The organism is Streptomyces sp. NPDC093089, assembly GCF_044754405.1.
Lineage (GTDB): Bacteria > Actinomycetota > Actinomycetes > Streptomycetales > Streptomycetaceae > Streptomyces.
The window spans coordinates 348,345-364,346 of sequence record NZ_JBIVPA010000003.1; the positions used below are offsets into that span (position 1 = coordinate 348,345).

Consider the following 16,002-nt stretch of genomic DNA (forward strand, 5'->3'; position numbering starts at 1 on the left):
GGGTCCGCGTTCCGGACGGCGATGTTGACCACACGCGTCCGTACCGTCACACTCGGTCGTCGACCGCCGCCGCCGGCGCGCGGCGCCACCACCTCGCGAGCAGGGGGCACGATGACGGACCGGCTTCTTCCGTACGACGTACAGGGCGGAGGTCCCGCCCGGGCCCTCGTGCTGCACAACTGGTTCGGCGACCGCACCAGCTTCGACCCCCTCCGCGCGCACCTGGACGACGCCGCCGGCACCTACGCCTTCGTCGACTGCCGCGGCTACGGCGAGGCCCTCGACCACGCGGGCGCGTACACCATGGAGGAGGTCGCGGCCGACGCGCTCGCGGTCGCCGACGACCTCGGATGGGACTCGTTCTCCGTCATCGGCCACTCGATGGGCGGGAAGGCGGCCCAGCTGATGCTGCTCGACGCCCCCGACCGCATCCGCTCGATCGTCGGCATCTCGCCCGTCTCCGCGGCGGGCTTCCCCCTCGACGGCGAGACCTGGGAGCTCTTCGCCGGCGCCGCCGAGGAACCGGCGAACCGCCGGGCGATCATCGACAACACCACCGGCGGCCGCTACGACGACGCCTGGCTCGCGGCGCTCGTCGACCGCTCCGTCGGCCGGTCCTCCGCCACGGCCTTCCGCGCCTACCTGGACTCCTGGTCCCGCACCGACTTCCACGAGCGCGTCCGCGACAACCCGACGCCCGTCCTGCTCGTGGTTGGCGCCCACGACCCCGCCCTGGGCACCGAGGCGATGGAGTCCACCTGGCTGCGCTGGTACCCCAACGCGCGCCTCGAAGTCCTGAAGGACGCCGGCCACTACGCCCCCGAGGAGACCCCGGGGCCCCTCGCCGAGGCCATCGAGGCCTTCCTCGCCGCCTGACGCACGGAGTTCATCCGAAGGTCGTGGGGAACGACGACTTTCGAGGACAGCGGCGGGGCCGTGCCGCACGCGATCATCGTGGTCACGACGCCACGGGACGGTCTCCGGGAGACCGTCCACGATCAGCAGGAGCACACCCGATGGGCCTCGCGCAGTCACAGCACCGCTTCCTCGTCCGCCAGAAGGTGACGCTCATGGCGAACCGCTACCTGGTGCACACCGTGGGGCCCGACGGCGAGGAGGCGGAACTGATCGCGTTCGCCCACCAGAAGAGAATGGCCTTCAAGGAGCACGTCACCTTCTACACGGACGAGTCCCAGCGCCAGGTCCTGTTCACCTTCAAGGCCCGCCAGGTCCTCGACGTCGGCGCGACCTACGACGTGCACGGCGCCTCCGGGACCCGGCTCGGGGCCTTCCGCAAGGACTTCGGGGCCTCCCTGCTGCGCAGCACCTGGCACCTGAGCAGGGAAGGGGCGGCGGGGGAGGCCACCGGGCGGGAGCGGCACCAGGGCGTGGCCCTGCTGCGCCGGGTCTGGGAGTTCCTGCCCTTCACGGACCTGGTCCCCTTCGTCGTCCCCTACCACTTCGACTTCGCCGAGGCCGGACGCTCCGTCATGTCCGTCGACAAGCGGTTCGGTCTGCGCGACCGGTACGTGCTGGAGATAGCGGACCCGGAGCTCGACCGGCGGCTCGCGATAGCCCAGGCGGTCGCCCTCGACGCCCTCCAGTCGCGCTGACCGCCTGACACCGTCGCTCGCCGCTCGTCGCTCGTCGCTCGTCGCTCGTCGCTCGCCGCTCGTCGCTCGTCGCTCGTCGCTCGCCGCTCGTCGCTCGCCGCTCGTCGCCCGCCGGGCGCCCGCCGACCGTCCATCGGGGACGCGTCTACCCTGGAAGGAGGGGCACGGGACGGGCACGCCGTTCCTCCCCGGGCCCCGGCCGCGGCAAGGCGGAAGGGCGGCGGACCATGTTCTTCAGCGATCGCACGGACGCGGGCAGGCAGCTCGCCGCCCGGCTCGACCACCTCAAGGGCCACGACGTCGTGGTCCTCGGACTCCCGCGCGGCGGGGTACCGGTCGCCGCGCAGGTCGCGGACGCCCTCGACGCGCCGCTCGACATCTGTCTCGTACGGAAGCTGGGGGTGCCCCACCAGCCGGAGCTCGCGATGGGCGCGCTCGGTGAGGGCGGGGTGCGGGTGCTCAACGAGCGGGTGCTCCGGGACACCGGGGTGGGCGAGCGGGCGCTCGCGGCGGTGGAGGAGCGGGAGCACTCCGTCCTCGACGAGCGTGCCGCCCGCTATCGGGGCAGCAGGGCGTCCGTGCCGCTCGAAGGCCGGACCGTGGTCGTCGTCGACGACGGCCTCGCCACGGGGGCCACGGCGCTCGCGGCGTGCCGGGTGGTCCGTGCCCGGGGGGCCGCCCGGATCGTGCTGGCCGTCCCGGTCGCGCCGCACGGGTGGACGGCGCGGCTCGGCGGCGAGGCCGACGAGACGGTCAGCGTCCACACGCCGGAGGTCTTCTACGCGATCGGCCAGTTCTACCGCGACTTCGAGCAGACCGCCGACGCCGAGGTCATCGCGTGTCTGGACCGGAGCCGTGCGGCGCGGGGCCCGGTGGTGCGGGACTCGGACGTGAGGATCGCGGTCGGCGGCGTCACGCTTGCGGGGCGGCTCGCCGTGCCCGACGGTGCCGCGGGCATCGTGCTGTTCGCCCACGGCAGCGGGAGCAGCCGGCACAGTCCCCGGAACCGGGCGGTCGCGGAGGTGCTCAACCGGCAGGGCCTCGGGACCCTGCTGTTCGACCTGCTGACCGAGGCCGAGGCGGGCGACCGGGCGCACGTCTTCGACACCCCGCTGCTGGCCGGACGGCTCGCGTTCGCCACGAAGTGGCTGGCGGAGCAGCCGGTGGCGACCGGCCTGCCGTTGGGCTACTTCGGCGCGAGCACGGGAGCGGCCGCCGCGCTGTGGGCGGCGGCCGATCCGGAGTGCGCGGTGAGCGCCGTCGTGTCGCGCGGTGGCAGGCCGGACCTCGCGGGGGACCGGCTGGCCGGGGTGCGCGCCCCCACGCTCCTGGTGGTGGGCGGTGCGGACGCGCTGGTGCTTGACCTGAACCGGAGGGCCGCTTCACTGCTGCGCTGCGAGAACAGGATCGCCGTGGTCGAGGGTGCCACGCACCTCTTCGAGGAGCCCGGCGCCCTGGAGGAGGTGGCGGAGCTCGCCACCTCCTGGTTCGCCGGGCACTTCCGGGCTCAGTAGGCGCCGTTGACGTTGTCGATGGAGCCGTAGCGGTCGGCCGCGTAGTTGCACGCGGCGGTGATGTTGGCGACCGGGTCGAAGAGGTCCATCGACGTGCCGGGCACGTGGTAGGCGAGGAAGGTCGGCTCGATGACCTGGAGCAGGCCCTTCGAGGGCGTTCCGGCCGCGGCGTTGGAGTCCCAGAGGTTGATGGCCCGGGGGTTGCCGGAGGACTCGCGCATGACGTTGCGGAGGATGCCGTCGTACGAACCCGGGATGCCGCGCTGGGCCATGATGGCCAGCGACTCGCGGATCCAGCCGTCGAGGTTGTCGGCGTAGTTGGTGGCGGCCGGGGCGGCCTGGGCCGGAGCGGCGGCGGGGGCCGCCGCCGGGGCGGCCTGCGCGGCGGAGGCGCCGGTGGAGGCCGGGGCGGAGCGGCGCTCGGAGCGGCTCGCCCGATCGGGTGTACCGGTCTTCTTCTTCGCCGGCGCGGGGGTGACCTTCGCGGAATCCCGACGAAGCGTCAGTTCAAGACCCGGATGAATAAGTGACGGATTGTCACCCACGGCGCTTCGGTTGGCCCGGTAAAGGTTCTTCCAGCCGCCCTGAATTCCCTTCTTCTGGGCGATCAGGGAAAGCGAGTCGCCGCGGACGACGGTGTAGGTGCGGGCGGCGGCCGGGGCGGCGGGAGCCTTGGCGGCGGTCGGCGCCGCGAAGGCGGGGGCCGCGACGGCGCCGGTGGTGAATTCCGGTGCGCCGGAAACGGGCGCGGCGCCGGCCACGGCGGGGGTGATCAGCGGGAGGGCAAGGGCGACGCCGCCCGTGCCGGCCAGTGCGAGTCCCTGGGAGACGGGGCGTCGACGGGGGCGGCGGTGCTTACCGTGAGCAGGCATGACGGATTCCTCTCCGGCGCCTGCGGGGTGAGCTGTCGGGTTCGGACGGGAGCTGTCCGGCCGCGCGCACGCGGCTGCACCCCGAGCCGTTCCGGATTTCCGGATCGGCGTATTCGTGGGTCCCCCGCTCCTGCCGTCGGGTGAAAAGGGAGGTATTTCGAGCGGTGGCAGGATTTGGCGATCCGCTCGAATGGAGGTGACCGTAGGCCAGTAATGCGGCGGATAACAAGGGGATGGCAGTCCGTCGCGCGGCGAAAAGATCACGTAATTCAGGTAATTCAAGATCGGCCGCCCGTCCGGGCCGTCGAACTCCCGTGTGCCCCATGGCCTGCGGACATTTCGATCATCAGGGCGAAACCGGGAAAGTGAGTCGCGTCACCAGGTTCCCAATGTCCGAATATGCGCGGTAATTCTGTTAATGGGGGAGTGGGTGGAAAAGACCCCCGCGGTGGGTGTGCAGTCAAGGGCAAAAGTCGCAAAACCGACATTCGTGCTGAAGGATGGACCCATCCCGACCGAGGAGCCGCCGGATGCCGCCCGCCCTCTCCACCCCCAGCCCCGACACCGTCGATCGCGAGGCCGCCACGCTCTACGACAGCGCCGTCTGGCAGCGGATCGTCACCGACTGGACCCCCGCCCCGACCTCCGATCCGCCCCCCGACCGGGCCTCCGGCCGGACGGGTGGCGAACCGGTCGCTCCCGACGCTCCGCCGCGAGAGCCGGAGAGCTGGCGGAACCTCCTCACGGTGCCGGTGGAGCGGCTCGTGGCCGACGCCCTCGACGCGCTGCCGCCGCCGCTGCCCGCCGAGCCCCGCCTGCCGGGCCGCATCGGAGCCGTACTGCCGGACCGGCTGCACATCTGGCGCCGCATCGGCCGCAGCGACCTGCGCCCGTCGGTTCACCTCGGCTACGCCCGCCGCGTGCTCACGGAGTGGGGCTGGCAGAACGTCCCGTACAAGCTGCGCGACGCGCGCGGGGCCCGGTGCGTCTGCGGCGCCCTGCTCGCCGCGCACCGACTCGGCCACGGCAGCGCGGACACCATGAACGAGGCTGCGGCCTGGATCATGACCGAGCTGCGGTCGCGGGGCTGGAACGATCTGATCGGACCGTGGAACCGGGCCCCCGGCCGTACGGCGGACGACGCCGTGGCCCTCCTGGACGCCACCATCCACCGGGCCGCGCAGGCCGGCCGCTGACGGCCCCGGGTCGCGACGGACGGCCCCGGAGGCCGTACCCGACGGCCCGGACCGTGACGGACGTCCGCCGGGAGGCACCCCGAGGGCGCCGCCCGGCGGACGGCGGCGGTCAGCCGCTGACGCTGGGCGCTCCGGTCTCGATGTGGCCGGTGTACCGGCGCGACCAGGTGCCGTCGATGTCGGCGACGATCGTGAAGTCGTACCAGCCGCCGTGGTAGGCCACCGCGTTGAAGAAGTCCTCGCGGCTGGAGTTCGCCGGCACCGTGTACGTCCACGGCCCGTCCGAGCGGTAGGCGTTCGACCGGATCGTGAAGGTGACCGGACCGCCCGACGCGTTGGTCATCCTGAACCACAGGGCCGTCTTGCCCGTGCCCGGCTCGGTCGCGAACCTGGCGGCCACCTCCACGGCCTTGCCCGCCTTGGAGGCGTCGCCGATGAAGCGCCGCAGGAAGCGGTTGGGGCCCATCATCGAGATGTCGTACTTGCCCGAACCCGAGCCGAGGCCGATGTTGAAGTAGTCGGACGCCGTACCGCCCGGGTCGACGGTGTACTGCCAGGCGGCGGTGTCGCGGTACTGGTGCGGGTGGATCGAGAAGTGCGCCGCGCGCCGGGCCTCCGCGCCCTGGTTCGTCATCGAGAACCAGGCCAGGATCTTGCCGGCCGCCCCGAACTCGAACCGGTCGAGGTTGCCGTTCGCCTGGTAGGGCACCGCGCGGGCCGGCCGGGTGCCGGACTCCTGCGCCGGCAGGGCGTTGTTCTGGGGCGCCGGGTTCGGCAGCGGGCCACAGGTGGCCTGGCCGATGACCTTGGCGGTGGAGGGGAGGCCCGCCGGCACGCCGTACACCGGGTGGGCGAAGTCGAAGACCCCGGTCAGATCGCCCGTCACCTTCCTGCGCCACTCGCTGATGTTGGGGCAGGTGGCCGGTGTGCCGAGGGCCGCCGTCCAGGTCTCCATGAAGCGCAGCACGGAGGTGTGGTCGAAGACCTCGGAGCTCACCCAGCCGCCCCGGGTCCACGGGGACATGACAATCATCGGGACGCGGAAGCCCAGGCCGATCGGCAGGCCGTCGAGGTACTCGCCCGGCGTCCCCGGCGGGGCGACCGGCGGCGGCACGTGGTCGAAGAAGCCGTCGTTCTCGTCGTAGTTGAGGAAGAGGACCGTCGAGTCGAAGACCTCGGCGTCGGCGGCCAGGGCGCGGTATACCAGGTCGACGAAGTGTGCGCCGTCCCCCGGCGGGGCGTACGGGTGCTCCGAGAACGCCTCGCTCGCGACCACCCAGGACACCTGCGGCAGCGTGCCCGCGACGACGTCGGCGCGGATCGCCGCGGCGATGTCGTCCGGTGTCGAGCCGGTGACCCTGGGGACCGACCCCATGCCCCGGTCGTACAGCGGGTCCCCGGGCCGGGCGTCGGTGAACTTCTTGAAGTACGCGAGGCCGTTGTCGCCGTAGTTGTCCTGGGCGTTCTGGTAGACCTTCCAGCTCACTCCGGCGCGCTGGAGCGCCTCGGCGTACGTCTCCCAGGTCAGGCCCGACTCGTCGCCGCCGTCCTTGCTGGAGCCGTCGATCCTGCCGCTCCAGAGGAACGTGCGGTTGGGGCCGGTGGCGCTGAGCGCCGAGCAGAAGTACGCGTCGCAGATCGTGTAGTGGTCGGCGAGCGCGTGGTGGAAGGGGATGTCCCCGCGGTCGAGGTGGCCGAGGGTCCGGGTGTTGCCCACGCCCGTGACCCAGTTGTCGAGCCGGCCCTTGTTCCACGCGGCGTGCTGCGAGGTCCAGCTGTGCGGCAGGTCGCCGTTGCACTGTGCGAGGGTCTCGCCGTCGACGCCGCCGGCGGGCGGGGTGTCGCTCAGCTTCCAGGGGTAGTGGCGGCCGCCCCAGTTGGGCTGGTTGAACATGCCCCAGCCACCGGGCAGGTTGCCCGCGGCGCGGTCGGCGAAGCCGCGGACGCCGCGCAGGGTGCCGAAGTAGTGGTCGAAGCTGCGGTTCTCCTGCATGAGGATCACCACGTGCTTGACGTCGGTGAGGGTGCCGGTGGCCGTCGACGCGGCGGCGGACGCGGGTAGCGGCGGCAGTGCCGCGCCCGCCACGAGCCCCGCGCCGATACCGACGAATCCCCTGCGGCTGATGGGAATCATGCCCCGCCTCTCGTGTCACGGCGTGCCCCGGCGGGCACGTCGGAGACATGATGAGGGAGGCGAGCTTAAAGGTATACAGCTGTGCCGTAATTAGTGGGTTAACAGCCGGAGGCTAGTAATTCGAAGGGTCTGATTGGTCCGTCTGTGGACCAATGGTCTCGCGATCTTGATCTGTGCCACCGGCGCCTCAAGGGTGCGTCCCCTCGTTCGTGCTCGGCGGTGCGCCCTCCCCTCCGGCTCGTGAGCGGCCCGATCCTCTCCGTCGACACGTGCGGGATCTGGAAAGACAGTGCATCTTTCTGTTTGAATACCCTCGACTTCGAGCACCTTCACTCATCCTCGATGAGACTTCTTGCAAGGAGAGCCGTATGACCATCACCCGTACCGCCATGGAGATCGCCTCCCAGCCGGCGACCTGGCGCCAGGCGGCCCGTACCCTGCCGCAGCACTCCGCCGCCCTGCCCCGACGGGGGGAGCGGGTCGCGGTGATCGGCTGCGGCACCTCCTGGTTCATGGCCCTGGCCTACGCGGAGCTGCGCGAGTCCGGCGGCCACGGCGAGACCGACGCGTTCGCGGCCTCGGAGTTCCCCTACGGCCGCCGCTACGACCGGGTCGTGGCGATCACCCGCTCCGGCACCACCAGCGAGGTCCTCGCCGTCCTCTCCCGCCTCCGCGGCACCGTGCCCACGGGCGCGGTCACGGCCGACCCCGCGACCCCGGTGATGGACCTCGCCGACGAGGTCGCCGTCCTCGACTTCGCCGACGAGGAGTCCGTCGTCCAGACCCGCTTCGCGACCACCGTCCTCGCGCTCCTCCGCGCACACCTGGAGGCCGAGGACGCGCTGCCCGACGGCGTCGCCACCGTCGAGGAGGCCGCGCGGGACGCCGAGCAGGCCCTCGCGGCGCCCCTCGCCGAAGAGGTCCTCACCGCCGAGCAGTTCACCTTCCTCGGCAGCGGCTGGACCTACGGACTCGCCCTGGAGGCCGGACTGAAGATGCGCGAGGCGGCCGGCGCGTGGACGGAGGCGTACCCGGCCATGGAGTACCGCCACGGCCCCATCAGCATCACCGGCCCCGGCCGGGTGGCCTGGGGCTTCGGCGAGCTGCCCGCCGGACTCGCGGACGACGTGCGCAAGGTCGGCGGCACCCTCGCCGAGAGCGACCTCGACCCGCTCGCCGACCTGATCCGCGCCCAGCGCCTCGCGGTGGCCGTCGCCGAGGCCCAGGGACTCAACCCGGACACGCCCCGCAACCTGACCCGCTCCGTGGTCCTCGCCGACGTCCATGCCTGACCGCCGCCCCGCACCCCTTCGCACCCCGGGAGCCGCACCGTGCCGCTGACGCCCATCGACGAGATCGTCCGCCGCGCCCGCGCCGCGGGCACGGGAGTGGGGGCCTTCAACGTCCTCCAGCTCGAACACGCCCAGGCCATCGTGGCCGGCGCCGCGACCGCGGACCGGCCCGTGGTCCTCCAGATCAGCGAGAACACCGTCCGCTACCACGGAGCCCTGGAGCCGGTCGCGGTCGCCTCGCTGGCGATCGCCCGCGCCGCCAAGACCCCCGTCGCCGTCCACCTGGACCACGCCGAGAACCCCGACCTCGTCCGCGAGGCCGTCGCCCTCGGCCTGGGCTCCGTCATGTTCGACGCCTCCAAGCTCCCGTACGCGGAGAACGTCGCGGCGACCCGCGAGGTCGTGGAGCACTGCCACGGGCACGGCGTCTGGGTCGAGGCCGAACTCGGCGAGGTCGGCGGGAAGGGCGGCGCCCACACCCCGGGCGTCCGGACGGACCCCGAGGAGGCCCGGGCCTTCGTCGCGGCCACCGGCGTCGACGCCCTCGCCGTCGCGGTCGGCAGCTCCCACCAGATGCTGACCAGGGACGCGGTCCTCGACTTCGCCCTGATCGCCCGCCTGCGGGCCGCCGTCGACACCCCGCTCGTCCTGCACGGGTCCTCAGGGGTCCCGGACCAGGACCTGGCCGCCGCGATCGCCGCCGGCATGACCAAGGTGAACGTCTCCACCCACCTCAACAAGGCCTTCACCCAGGCCGTCCGCACCCATCTCGCCGACCATCCGACCGCCGTCGACCCCCGCCGCTACCTCGATCCGGCCCGCGCCGCCGTGGCGCACGAGGTGGCCCACCTCCTCACGGTCCTCTCCCCGTCCTGACGGAGCGGGACCCGGGAGGCCGCTCCTCCCGAAGCGCCGTCAGGAGGCCGCGCACCGCGGGCAGGGCCATCGAGGACTCCCGTACGGCGGCGTGGATCGAGCGGACCGGCTCCGGGCCGCGGAGCCTGCGGACCACCACGTGCGGGTGGTGGCCGCCCAGGCCGAGGAGCGGGATCAGGGCGATGCCGAGGCCGGCGGCGACGAACCCCTGGGCCGCCGCGTACTCCTCGCACTCCACGGCGACGTCCGGGGCGAACCCGGCGGCGGCGCACGCCTCCAGGACGGCGTCGAGGCAGGGGCCGGGCCGTTCGCTGCCCACCCACGGTTCGCCGGCGAGCGCGCCCAGGTCCAGCGCGGTGCGGCGGTCGGCGAGCGGATGCCCCCTGGGCAGGACGGCGCGGTACGGGTCGTCGACCAGGTGGACCAGCCGGAGGCCGGCACGGGAGGTGTCGCCACCGCCGTCCCGGGGCCGTACGACCAGGGTGACGTCCGCCTCCTCGTCGGGCGTGCCGTCGGCGATCCTCAGATCGACCCGGACGCCCGGGTGTTCGGCCCGGAAGCGGGCCAGGGCGGGCGCGACGAGATCGGCGCCCGCGGTGGCGAAGTAGCGGACCGCGATCCGGCCGGTGCGGCCCGCCCGCAGATCGGCGAGGGCGGTCTCGGCCTCCGCGACCTGGCGGCCGATGACGGCGGCGTGCTCGGTGAGCAGCCGTCCGGCCGCGGTCGGGCGCACACCCCGGCCGAAGCGTTCGAGCAGCTCGATGCCCGCCTCCTTCTCCAGGGCGGCGATCTGCTGGCTCACGGCGGACGGCGTGTAACCGAGGTTCGCGGCGGCGGCGGTGACAGAGCCACTGGTGACGACGGCCCGGAGCACCTGCATGCGTCTCACATCCAGCATGTAGCAGAGCTTAACGCCGGCTGTACGATCCTTCGCTTGTCCTGTCGAATGAGGCCAGGGACCGTGGGGACATGACATCCGCGACGCGCATGGGCGTGCTGGCCCTGCTCTGGGGCTCGGGCTTCCTCTGGATCAAGATCTCCCTCAACGAGGGCCTCACCCCCGGGTGGATCACCCTCGTACGGTGCCTGCTCGGCGCGGGGGTCCTCCTCGCGCTCGCGTACGGAGCCGGGCAGCGACTGCCCCGCGACCGGGGCACCTGGGCGCGCCTGGCCGTCGCCGCCCTCTTCTGCAACGCCCTGCCGTTCCTGCTCTTCTCGGTCGGGGAACAGACCGTGGACAGCGGAGTGGCGGGCGTACTGAACGCCACCACCCCGCTCTGGTCCCTCCTCATCGGCCTCGGCCTCGGCACGGAACGCCCGCTGCCCGCCACCCGCCTGACCGGCCTCGTCCTCGGCTTCGCCGGCGTCCTGCTCATCTTCGCGCCCTGGAGCGCGGGCTCGGGACTGATGAGCCTCGGCGCCCTCGCCCTGCTCGGCGCCTCCGCCTCGTACGCGGTGGCCTTCGCCTACATGGCCCGCCACCTCACCGGCCGCGGCACCGCCCCGCTGGCCCTCTCCGCCGCGCAGCTCCTCACCGCCACCGCCCTCAGCGCGCCCGCCCTCACCACCGGCGGCGCCCCGACGGCGACCTGGACCGGGATCCTCGCCGTCGCCGTCCTCGGCGTCTTCGCGACCGGACTCACCTTCCACCTCAACTACCGCATGATCGCCGAGGAGGGCCCGACCAGCGCCGCCACCGTCGGCTACCTGCTGCCGGTGGTGTCCGTGGCGCTGGGCGCACTCGTCCTCGACGAGCCCCTGACCGCCCGGGTGGTCACGGGCATGGCGGTCGTCCTGGCGGGCGTCGGCCTGACCCGGCTCGGTCCGGGGCGGGCGGCTCAGCCCAGGCCGACGCGCTCGACCACGAACAGGGGGATCTCGCGCTCGGTCCTGCGCTGGTAGTCCGCGTAGTCGGGGAACGCGTCGACGGCCCGCGCCCACCACACCCGACGCTCCTCCCCGGTGACCAGGCGGGCCTTCATGTCCCAGACGTCGGGGCCGTCGCGCAGCTCGACGACGGGCGAGGCGACCAGGTTGTGGAACCAGACGGGGTGCTTCACCGCCCCGCCGTTCGACGCGACGAGCGCGTAGGAACCCTCGTGCTCCACCCGCATCAGGGGCGTCTTGCGGAGCTTGCCGCTCTTCGCGCCGAGGTTCGTCACCAGGACGACCGGAAGGCCGCGCATGGTCGTGCCCTCCGTCCCGCCGGACGACTCGTACAGCTCGACCTGGTTCCGCACCCACGCCGTCGGGCTGGGCTCGTACTCGCCTTCGAGGGGCATGGCTGTCCTTTCCGAGTGCGCGCGGCGGCGCCGGCGCTGCGTCCCCCGGACGCTAGCCGACGTTCCGCGGGCCCCGGGGGATTTCCGGCCCGGGGCGGCCGGCGACCCCTTGTCAGTACCTGCTCGTAGGGTGGCTCCTGACAGAAGGCAAGCGTGCGGGGCGGCACAAGGGAGTGGGCGGCATGCGGGAGTTGTTCCTGGCGAAGGAGAAGGCGTACATCCGGTGGATCGCGCTGCCCGGGAAAGGACCCCTCCGGGTGTTCGTCCACGGCCTGGGGTGCACGGCGGCGTCGGACTTCGCGCACATCGCCGCCGCCCCTGGGCTCGGCGGCGGGCGGGCGATGCTCGTGGACCTCCTCGGGCACGGGCTCAGCGACCGGCCCGCGGACTTCGACTACCGCATGGAGTCGCAGGCGGCGGCGGTGGCGGCCGTGCTCGACCATCTGGGGGTGACCGGCGTGGACCTCGTCGGGCACTCGATGGGCGGGGCCGTGGCGATCCTGCTCGCGGCGTCCCGCCCGGACCTGGTGGCCCGGCTCGTGGTGGCGGAGCCGAACCTCTACGCGGGCGGTGGCGCGTTCAGTTCGCCGGTGGCGGCCCAGGACGAGGACACGTTCGTGACGACGGGGTTCGCCCGCATGGTCGCCGCGGTCGGCCGCGCCGACTACGCGGCCCGGCTGCGGCTCGCCGACCCGCTGGCCGTCCACCGCAGTGCGGTCGCCCTCGTCGAGGGAAGCGTGCCCGCCCCCGGCGACCTGCTTCCCGGACTGGCCGTCCCCCGGCTGTACGTGGTCGGTGAGGCGAGCCTGCCGGACGCCGACGCGGCGAGCATGGCGGCCCGCGGCGTCCCGGTCGTCGAGATCCCCGGAGCGGGACACAACCTGATGCTCGACAATCCCGACGGGTTCGTCGCGGCGCTGGCCGACTTCCTCTGAGGCACCCGACGGCCCCTCACGGCGTCCTGCCCACGACCGTCCCGCCCCACCCCTTCAGGAGCGCCCGGATGCACCCCCTCACGTACGACGACATCACGACGGCGGCCGACCGGATCGGCGGCCACGTCCGCCCCGTCACGGTCGCCACCCCGGACACGGGCGACGAGCCCTACGCGCTCCACCTCGCACTGGAGCTCATGCAGCACACCGGCTCCTTCAAGGCCCGTGGCGCGCAGAACTTCCTCCTCGCCCACCGCGAGCGGGGCACCCTCCCCGACGTCGGCGTCACGATCGCCTCCGGTGGCAACGCCGGCCTCGCCTGTGCCTGGGCCGCCCGCCGCCAGGGCGTCCCCGCCACCGTCTTCCTGCCCACCACCGCCCCGAAGGTGAAGGCCGACAAGCTGCTCTCCTACGGTGCCGACGTGCGCCTCGTCGGCACCGAGTACGCCGAAGCGCTCGCCGCCTGCGAGGCGTTCGCCGCCGACACCGGTGCGCTGGCCTCCCACGCCTACGACCACCCGCTCATCGCCGCGGGGGCCGGCACCCTCCTCGACGAGATCCTCCGGGCCGTGCCGGACCTCGACACCGTCGTCGTCTCGGTCGGCGGAGGCGGCCTCTTCGCCGGCGTCGCCACCGCCGCCCGCCACCACGGCATCCGCACCGTCGCCGTCGAACCCGAGAACTGCCGCGCCCTCGACGCCGCCCTCCGGGCCGGGCATCCCGTCGACGTCACGGTCGACTCCGTGGCCGCCGACTCCCTCGGCGCGCGGCGGGTCTCGGCCACCGCCCTGCACGCCGCCCAGGAGGACGGCGTCCGGTCCGTCCTCGTCCCCGACGCGGAGATCACCCGTACCCGCCGCGCCCTGTGGGACGACCGCCGCCTCGCCGTCGAGCACGCCGCCGCCACCGCCCTGGCCGCGCTCGGCACCGGCGATCGGACCCGTCCGGCGGCCGGCGCCTACCGGCCGGAGCCCGGCGAGAAGGTCTGCGTCGTCCTCTGCGGGGCCAACACCGACCCGACCGACCTCACCGGGTCGCCCGCGGGCGCGTGACGCGGCCCTCCGTCCGGGCGGCGGCTCCGCGCCCCGGCCGGACGGGCCCCTGGCACGGGCGCGCCGCGGTGTGCGTCAGGATGGGGACATGACCGAAATTCGTACACCTCGTCTCCTCCTCCGGCGCTGGAGCGACGACGACCTTGTCCCCCTGGCCGAGATCAACGCGGACCGCGAGGTGATGCGGTGGATCGGCGACGGCTCGGTGCGCGACCTGGACGGGACCGCCGAGGACATCGAGCGGTACGAGGAGGAGTGGGACGACGAGGGGTTCGGGATCTTCGCCGTCGAGCTCCTCGGATCCGGGGAGCTGATCGGGCTCGCCGGCCTCTCCGTCCCGGACGCGCTGCCGGAGCTGGCGGCGGAGGTGGAGATCAGCTGGCGGCTCGGCCGCCAGTTCTGGGGGCAGGGGTACGCCTCCGAGGCCGCCCACGCGGTCCTGGAGTTCGCCCTCCAGGACCGCGGGCTCGACCGGGTCGTCGCCGTCACGCACATCAGCGACCAGGCGTCCGAGAACGTCATCGGAAAGCTCGGCATGACCGCGGAGCGCGAGACGAACCACCCTGCCTTCGACGTACCCCTGCGGATCCACGCCATCGACCTCACCGAGTACCAGGCCTGAGCACCCGGGAGGCCGCGGCCGTCGGGCCAGGCCGTCTCTTCCGGATCCTGCCTGGCCCGCGCCGCCCGGCACCGCACCTCGCCGCGTTGTCGGGACACCCGAGTACGTCCAGTGCACGGGCGCCCCTCCGCCTTGCGATGTCCGGCACCGGACGACGCGGGCCTGACCGGCAAGATCCGGAAGAGAGGACCTAGTGGCGCTCGGGCAGGTCACGCTCCGCCGGACGCGACGTCAGGTCCGGGTGGACCGGGGCGGCGGAGCGAGCGGCCGCGGCGGGCTTCTTGCCGCAGAACGCGGCCTCCAGCGTTCCGCCGAGCGCCGTGTTGACGACCCCGCGGTTCGAGGCGTTGGCCATGGCCGACAGGGCGCGCCGGCCGTCCCGGGTCGCGAAGGTGTACGTGTAGAAGCCCTGCACGGTGCCGGTGTGGCCGAACACCTGGGTGCCGCACGACAGGTCGTAGCGGCGCAGGCCGAGGCCGTAGAACCGGGTGTTGGTGGTGTCCGTCGGGGTGACCGTGGTCATGGCCTCCATCATGGCCGGGGAGAGCAGCCGGCCGCGCATCAGGGCGCTCGTGAAGGTGTTCAGGTCGGCGGGGCTGGAGATGACGGCTCCGGCGGACTGTGCCCAGGACACGGTCTGCTCCGTGGAGTCCACCAGCGGGTCGCCGGCCGCGTCGGGGTGCAGGTAGCCGCGCACGTGCAGGCCCTTGATGCGCACGTCCGGGTGGACGTACGAGGTCTTCCGCAGCTTCAGCGGCTTGAAGATGCGGCGCTCGTACGCGTCGGACACCGGCTGCCCGGTGAGCTTCTCGATGAGCATGCCGACCACGACGAAGTTGGCGTTCGAGTACCGGTACGCCGCGCCGGGCTCGTTCGTCCGGGGCGCGCTCAGCGACAGGTCGACGAGCTCCTGGAAGCTGAACACCCGGTTCCGTACGGCCTCGAAGCCGGGCACGGTGTCGTTGAACATCGCGTCGGTGTAGTCGGAGAGGCCGCTGCGGTGGGTGAGCAGGTGGCGGACCGTGATCCGGTCGTCGGGCAGCAGGCCCGGCAGGTACGCGTTCACGGACGCGTCGAGTTCCAGCTTCCCCTCGTCGACCAGCTGCAGCAGGACGACGGTGGAGAACGTCTTGCTGACGCTGCCGATCCGGAAGCGCGAGTGGATGTCCATGGGAGCGCCCGAGACGCGGTCCTGGACGCCCGCGGTGCGGATCTGCACTCCGCCGGGACCGGTGTACCGGGCCATCGCGCCCGGCGCGCCCTTGGCCATCGCCGCGTTCAGCGCGGCGAGCACGCCCTCCATGTCGGGGGCGGGAACGGCTGCGTCCGCGGTGCGGACGGGCGCGGCGGGGGAGGCGGGCGCGGGGGCGGCGGCGAAGGCGCCGGCGGCCGGGGTGAGGCCCGCGGCGAGGGCGGCGACCAGGGTGGTGCTGACGGCCAGACGTCGGTGTGACGACAGGGGCACGGAGATTCCTCGGATTCGTTCGGTGCGGTCGTTCGGCATGGATCATGAGTGCCAACGAGCGGGATCGGTTCCTGACGCGGGCGCACGAGTTCCGGACCCCGTCGTTCCGAACGTCGGCCCCCCCCGCGCCCCCGCTTGGGCAGACGCCC

Annotated in this window: 15 protein-coding genes and 1 riboswitch; of the genes, 10 read left to right on the forward strand and 5 right to left on the reverse strand. The window is 73.1% G+C overall.

Annotated elements, in window-relative coordinates:
• Positions 1 to 111: 111 nt before the first annotated feature.
• The 3 genes from ACIQFX_RS08505 (at position 112) to ACIQFX_RS08515 (ending at position 3,127) form a co-directional block, all read left to right on the forward strand.
• The gene (locus ACIQFX_RS08505; RefSeq protein ID WP_402460132.1) at positions 112 to 876 is read left to right on the forward strand and encodes an alpha/beta fold hydrolase; all 765 of its coding nucleotides are present in this window, start codon (positions 112 to 114) and stop codon (positions 874 to 876) included.
• Positions 877 to 1,016: 140 nt separating this feature from the next.
• Positions 1,017 to 1,613, forward strand: a complete 597-nt coding sequence (locus ACIQFX_RS08510; RefSeq protein ID WP_402460134.1) for a hypothetical protein — start codon at positions 1,017 to 1,019, stop codon at positions 1,611 to 1,613.
• A 227-nt stretch (positions 1,614 to 1,840) separates the two neighbouring features.
• On the forward strand, positions 1,841 to 3,127 hold the full coding sequence (locus ACIQFX_RS08515) for a phosphoribosyltransferase family protein (RefSeq protein WP_402460136.1): 1,287 nt from the start codon (positions 1,841 to 1,843) through the stop codon (positions 3,125 to 3,127).
• On the opposite strand, the gene ACIQFX_RS08520 is transcribed toward ACIQFX_RS08515, so the two are convergent.
• The gene (locus tag ACIQFX_RS08520; RefSeq protein WP_402460139.1) at positions 3,121 to 3,999 is read right to left on the reverse strand and encodes a transglycosylase SLT domain-containing protein; all 879 of its coding nucleotides are present in this window, start codon (positions 3,997 to 3,999) and stop codon (positions 3,121 to 3,123) included. The two genes, ACIQFX_RS08515 and ACIQFX_RS08520, sit on opposite strands and share 7 nt — an antisense overlap.
• Positions 4,000 to 4,003: 4 nt before the next feature.
• Positions 4,004 to 4,189, reverse strand: a riboswitch (cyclic di-AMP (ydaO/yuaA leader).
• Positions 4,190 to 4,529: 340 nt separating this feature from the next.
• On the opposite strand from ACIQFX_RS08520, the gene ACIQFX_RS08525 reads away from it, so the two are divergent.
• Positions 4,530 to 5,195, forward strand: a complete 666-nt coding sequence (locus ACIQFX_RS08525) for a hypothetical protein (RefSeq protein WP_402460141.1) — start codon at positions 4,530 to 4,532, stop codon at positions 5,193 to 5,195.
• Between the two features lie 109 nt (positions 5,196 to 5,304).
• Here ACIQFX_RS08525 and ACIQFX_RS08530 read toward each other — a convergent pair whose 3' ends face one another.
• A complete protein-coding gene (locus ACIQFX_RS08530) occupies positions 5,305 to 7,329 on the reverse strand; it encodes a phosphocholine-specific phospholipase C (protein WP_402460143.1) in 2,025 nt (674 codons plus the stop codon).
• A gap of 368 nt (positions 7,330 to 7,697) precedes the next feature.
• Between ACIQFX_RS08530 and ACIQFX_RS08535 the strand changes: the two genes are divergently transcribed.
• Positions 7,698 to 8,621 carry an SIS domain-containing protein gene (locus ACIQFX_RS08535; protein ID WP_402460145.1) on the forward strand — a complete coding sequence of 308 codons (924 nt, stop codon included), beginning with the start codon at positions 7,698 to 7,700 and terminating at the stop codon, positions 8,619 to 8,621.
• Positions 8,622 to 8,660: 39 nt separating this feature from the next.
• Positions 8,661 to 9,497: a ketose-bisphosphate aldolase gene (locus tag ACIQFX_RS08540; protein WP_402460147.1), complete on the forward strand. Its 837-nt coding sequence runs from the start codon at positions 8,661 to 8,663 to the stop codon at positions 9,495 to 9,497.
• Here the strand turns inward: ACIQFX_RS08540 and ACIQFX_RS08545 are convergent.
• Positions 9,475 to 10,395, reverse strand: a complete 921-nt coding sequence (locus ACIQFX_RS08545) for a LysR family transcriptional regulator (protein ID WP_402460149.1) — start codon at positions 10,393 to 10,395, stop codon at positions 9,475 to 9,477. The two genes, ACIQFX_RS08540 and ACIQFX_RS08545, sit on opposite strands and share 23 nt — an antisense overlap.
• Positions 10,396 to 10,466: 71 nt before the next feature.
• On the opposite strand from ACIQFX_RS08545, the gene ACIQFX_RS08550 reads away from it, so the two are divergent.
• Positions 10,467 to 11,399, forward strand: coding sequence for a DMT family transporter (locus ACIQFX_RS08550; protein WP_402460151.1), 933 nt, complete (start codon positions 10,467 to 10,469; stop codon positions 11,397 to 11,399).
• Here ACIQFX_RS08550 and ACIQFX_RS08555 read toward each other — a convergent pair.
• Positions 11,336 to 11,779, reverse strand: a complete 444-nt coding sequence (locus ACIQFX_RS08555) for a nitroreductase family deazaflavin-dependent oxidoreductase (protein WP_402460152.1) — start codon at positions 11,777 to 11,779, stop codon at positions 11,336 to 11,338. The genes ACIQFX_RS08550 and ACIQFX_RS08555 overlap by 64 nt on opposite strands.
• 182 nt (positions 11,780 to 11,961) lie before the next feature.
• Here ACIQFX_RS08555 and ACIQFX_RS08560 point away from each other — a divergent pair, with 182 nt between their 5' ends.
• The 3 genes from ACIQFX_RS08560 (at position 11,962) to ACIQFX_RS08570 (ending at position 14,388) form a co-directional block, all read left to right on the forward strand.
• Positions 11,962 to 12,714, forward strand: a complete 753-nt coding sequence (locus ACIQFX_RS08560; protein ID WP_402460154.1) for an alpha/beta fold hydrolase — start codon at positions 11,962 to 11,964, stop codon at positions 12,712 to 12,714.
• Positions 12,715 to 12,782: 68 nt separating this feature from the next.
• Positions 12,783 to 13,766, forward strand: coding sequence for a serine/threonine dehydratase (locus ACIQFX_RS08565; protein ID WP_402460156.1), 984 nt, complete (start codon positions 12,783 to 12,785; stop codon positions 13,764 to 13,766).
• An 88-nt stretch (positions 13,767 to 13,854) separates the two neighbouring features.
• Positions 13,855 to 14,388, forward strand: a complete 534-nt coding sequence (locus tag ACIQFX_RS08570) for a GNAT family N-acetyltransferase (protein WP_402460157.1) — start codon at positions 13,855 to 13,857, stop codon at positions 14,386 to 14,388.
• Between the two features lie 190 nt (positions 14,389 to 14,578).
• On the opposite strand, the gene ACIQFX_RS08575 is transcribed toward ACIQFX_RS08570, so the two are convergent.
• Positions 14,579 to 15,853, reverse strand: coding sequence for a serine hydrolase domain-containing protein (locus tag ACIQFX_RS08575; protein ID WP_402460159.1), 1,275 nt, complete (start codon positions 15,851 to 15,853; stop codon positions 14,579 to 14,581).
• Positions 15,854 to 16,002: the final 149 nt, after the last annotated feature.

Excerpts from the sequence above, each read along its gene's own strand:
- ACIQFX_RS08530 (WP_402460143.1), bottom strand. The coding sequence starts at position 7,329 with ATGATTCCCATCAGCCGCAGGGGATTCGTCGGTATCGGCGCGGGGCTC.
- ACIQFX_RS08565 (WP_402460156.1), top strand. The coding sequence starts at position 12,783 with ATGCACCCCCTCACGTACGACGACATCACGACGGCGGCCGACCGGATC.
- ACIQFX_RS08505 (WP_402460132.1), top strand. The coding sequence starts at position 112 with ATGACGGACCGGCTTCTTCCGTACGACGTACAGGGCGGAGGTCCCGCC.
- ACIQFX_RS08510 (WP_402460134.1), top strand. The coding sequence starts at position 1,017 with ATGGGCCTCGCGCAGTCACAGCACCGCTTCCTCGTCCGCCAGAAGGTG.
- ACIQFX_RS08545 (WP_402460149.1), bottom strand. The coding sequence starts at position 10,395 with ATGCTGGATGTGAGACGCATGCAGGTGCTCCGGGCCGTCGTCACCAGT.
- ACIQFX_RS08525 (WP_402460141.1), top strand. The coding sequence starts at position 4,530 with ATGCCGCCCGCCCTCTCCACCCCCAGCCCCGACACCGTCGATCGCGAG.
- ACIQFX_RS08550 (WP_402460151.1), top strand. The coding sequence starts at position 10,467 with ATGACATCCGCGACGCGCATGGGCGTGCTGGCCCTGCTCTGGGGCTCG.
- ACIQFX_RS08570 (WP_402460157.1), top strand. The coding sequence starts at position 13,855 with ATGACCGAAATTCGTACACCTCGTCTCCTCCTCCGGCGCTGGAGCGAC.
- ACIQFX_RS08515 (WP_402460136.1), top strand. The coding sequence starts at position 1,841 with ATGTTCTTCAGCGATCGCACGGACGCGGGCAGGCAGCTCGCCGCCCGG.
- ACIQFX_RS08535 (WP_402460145.1), top strand. The coding sequence starts at position 7,698 with ATGACCATCACCCGTACCGCCATGGAGATCGCCTCCCAGCCGGCGACC.
- ACIQFX_RS08555 (WP_402460152.1), bottom strand. The coding sequence starts at position 11,779 with ATGCCCCTCGAAGGCGAGTACGAGCCCAGCCCGACGGCGTGGGTGCGG.
- ACIQFX_RS08560 (WP_402460154.1), top strand. The coding sequence starts at position 11,962 with ATGCGGGAGTTGTTCCTGGCGAAGGAGAAGGCGTACATCCGGTGGATC.
- ACIQFX_RS08520 (WP_402460139.1), bottom strand. The coding sequence starts at position 3,999 with ATGCCTGCTCACGGTAAGCACCGCCGCCCCCGTCGACGCCCCGTCTCC.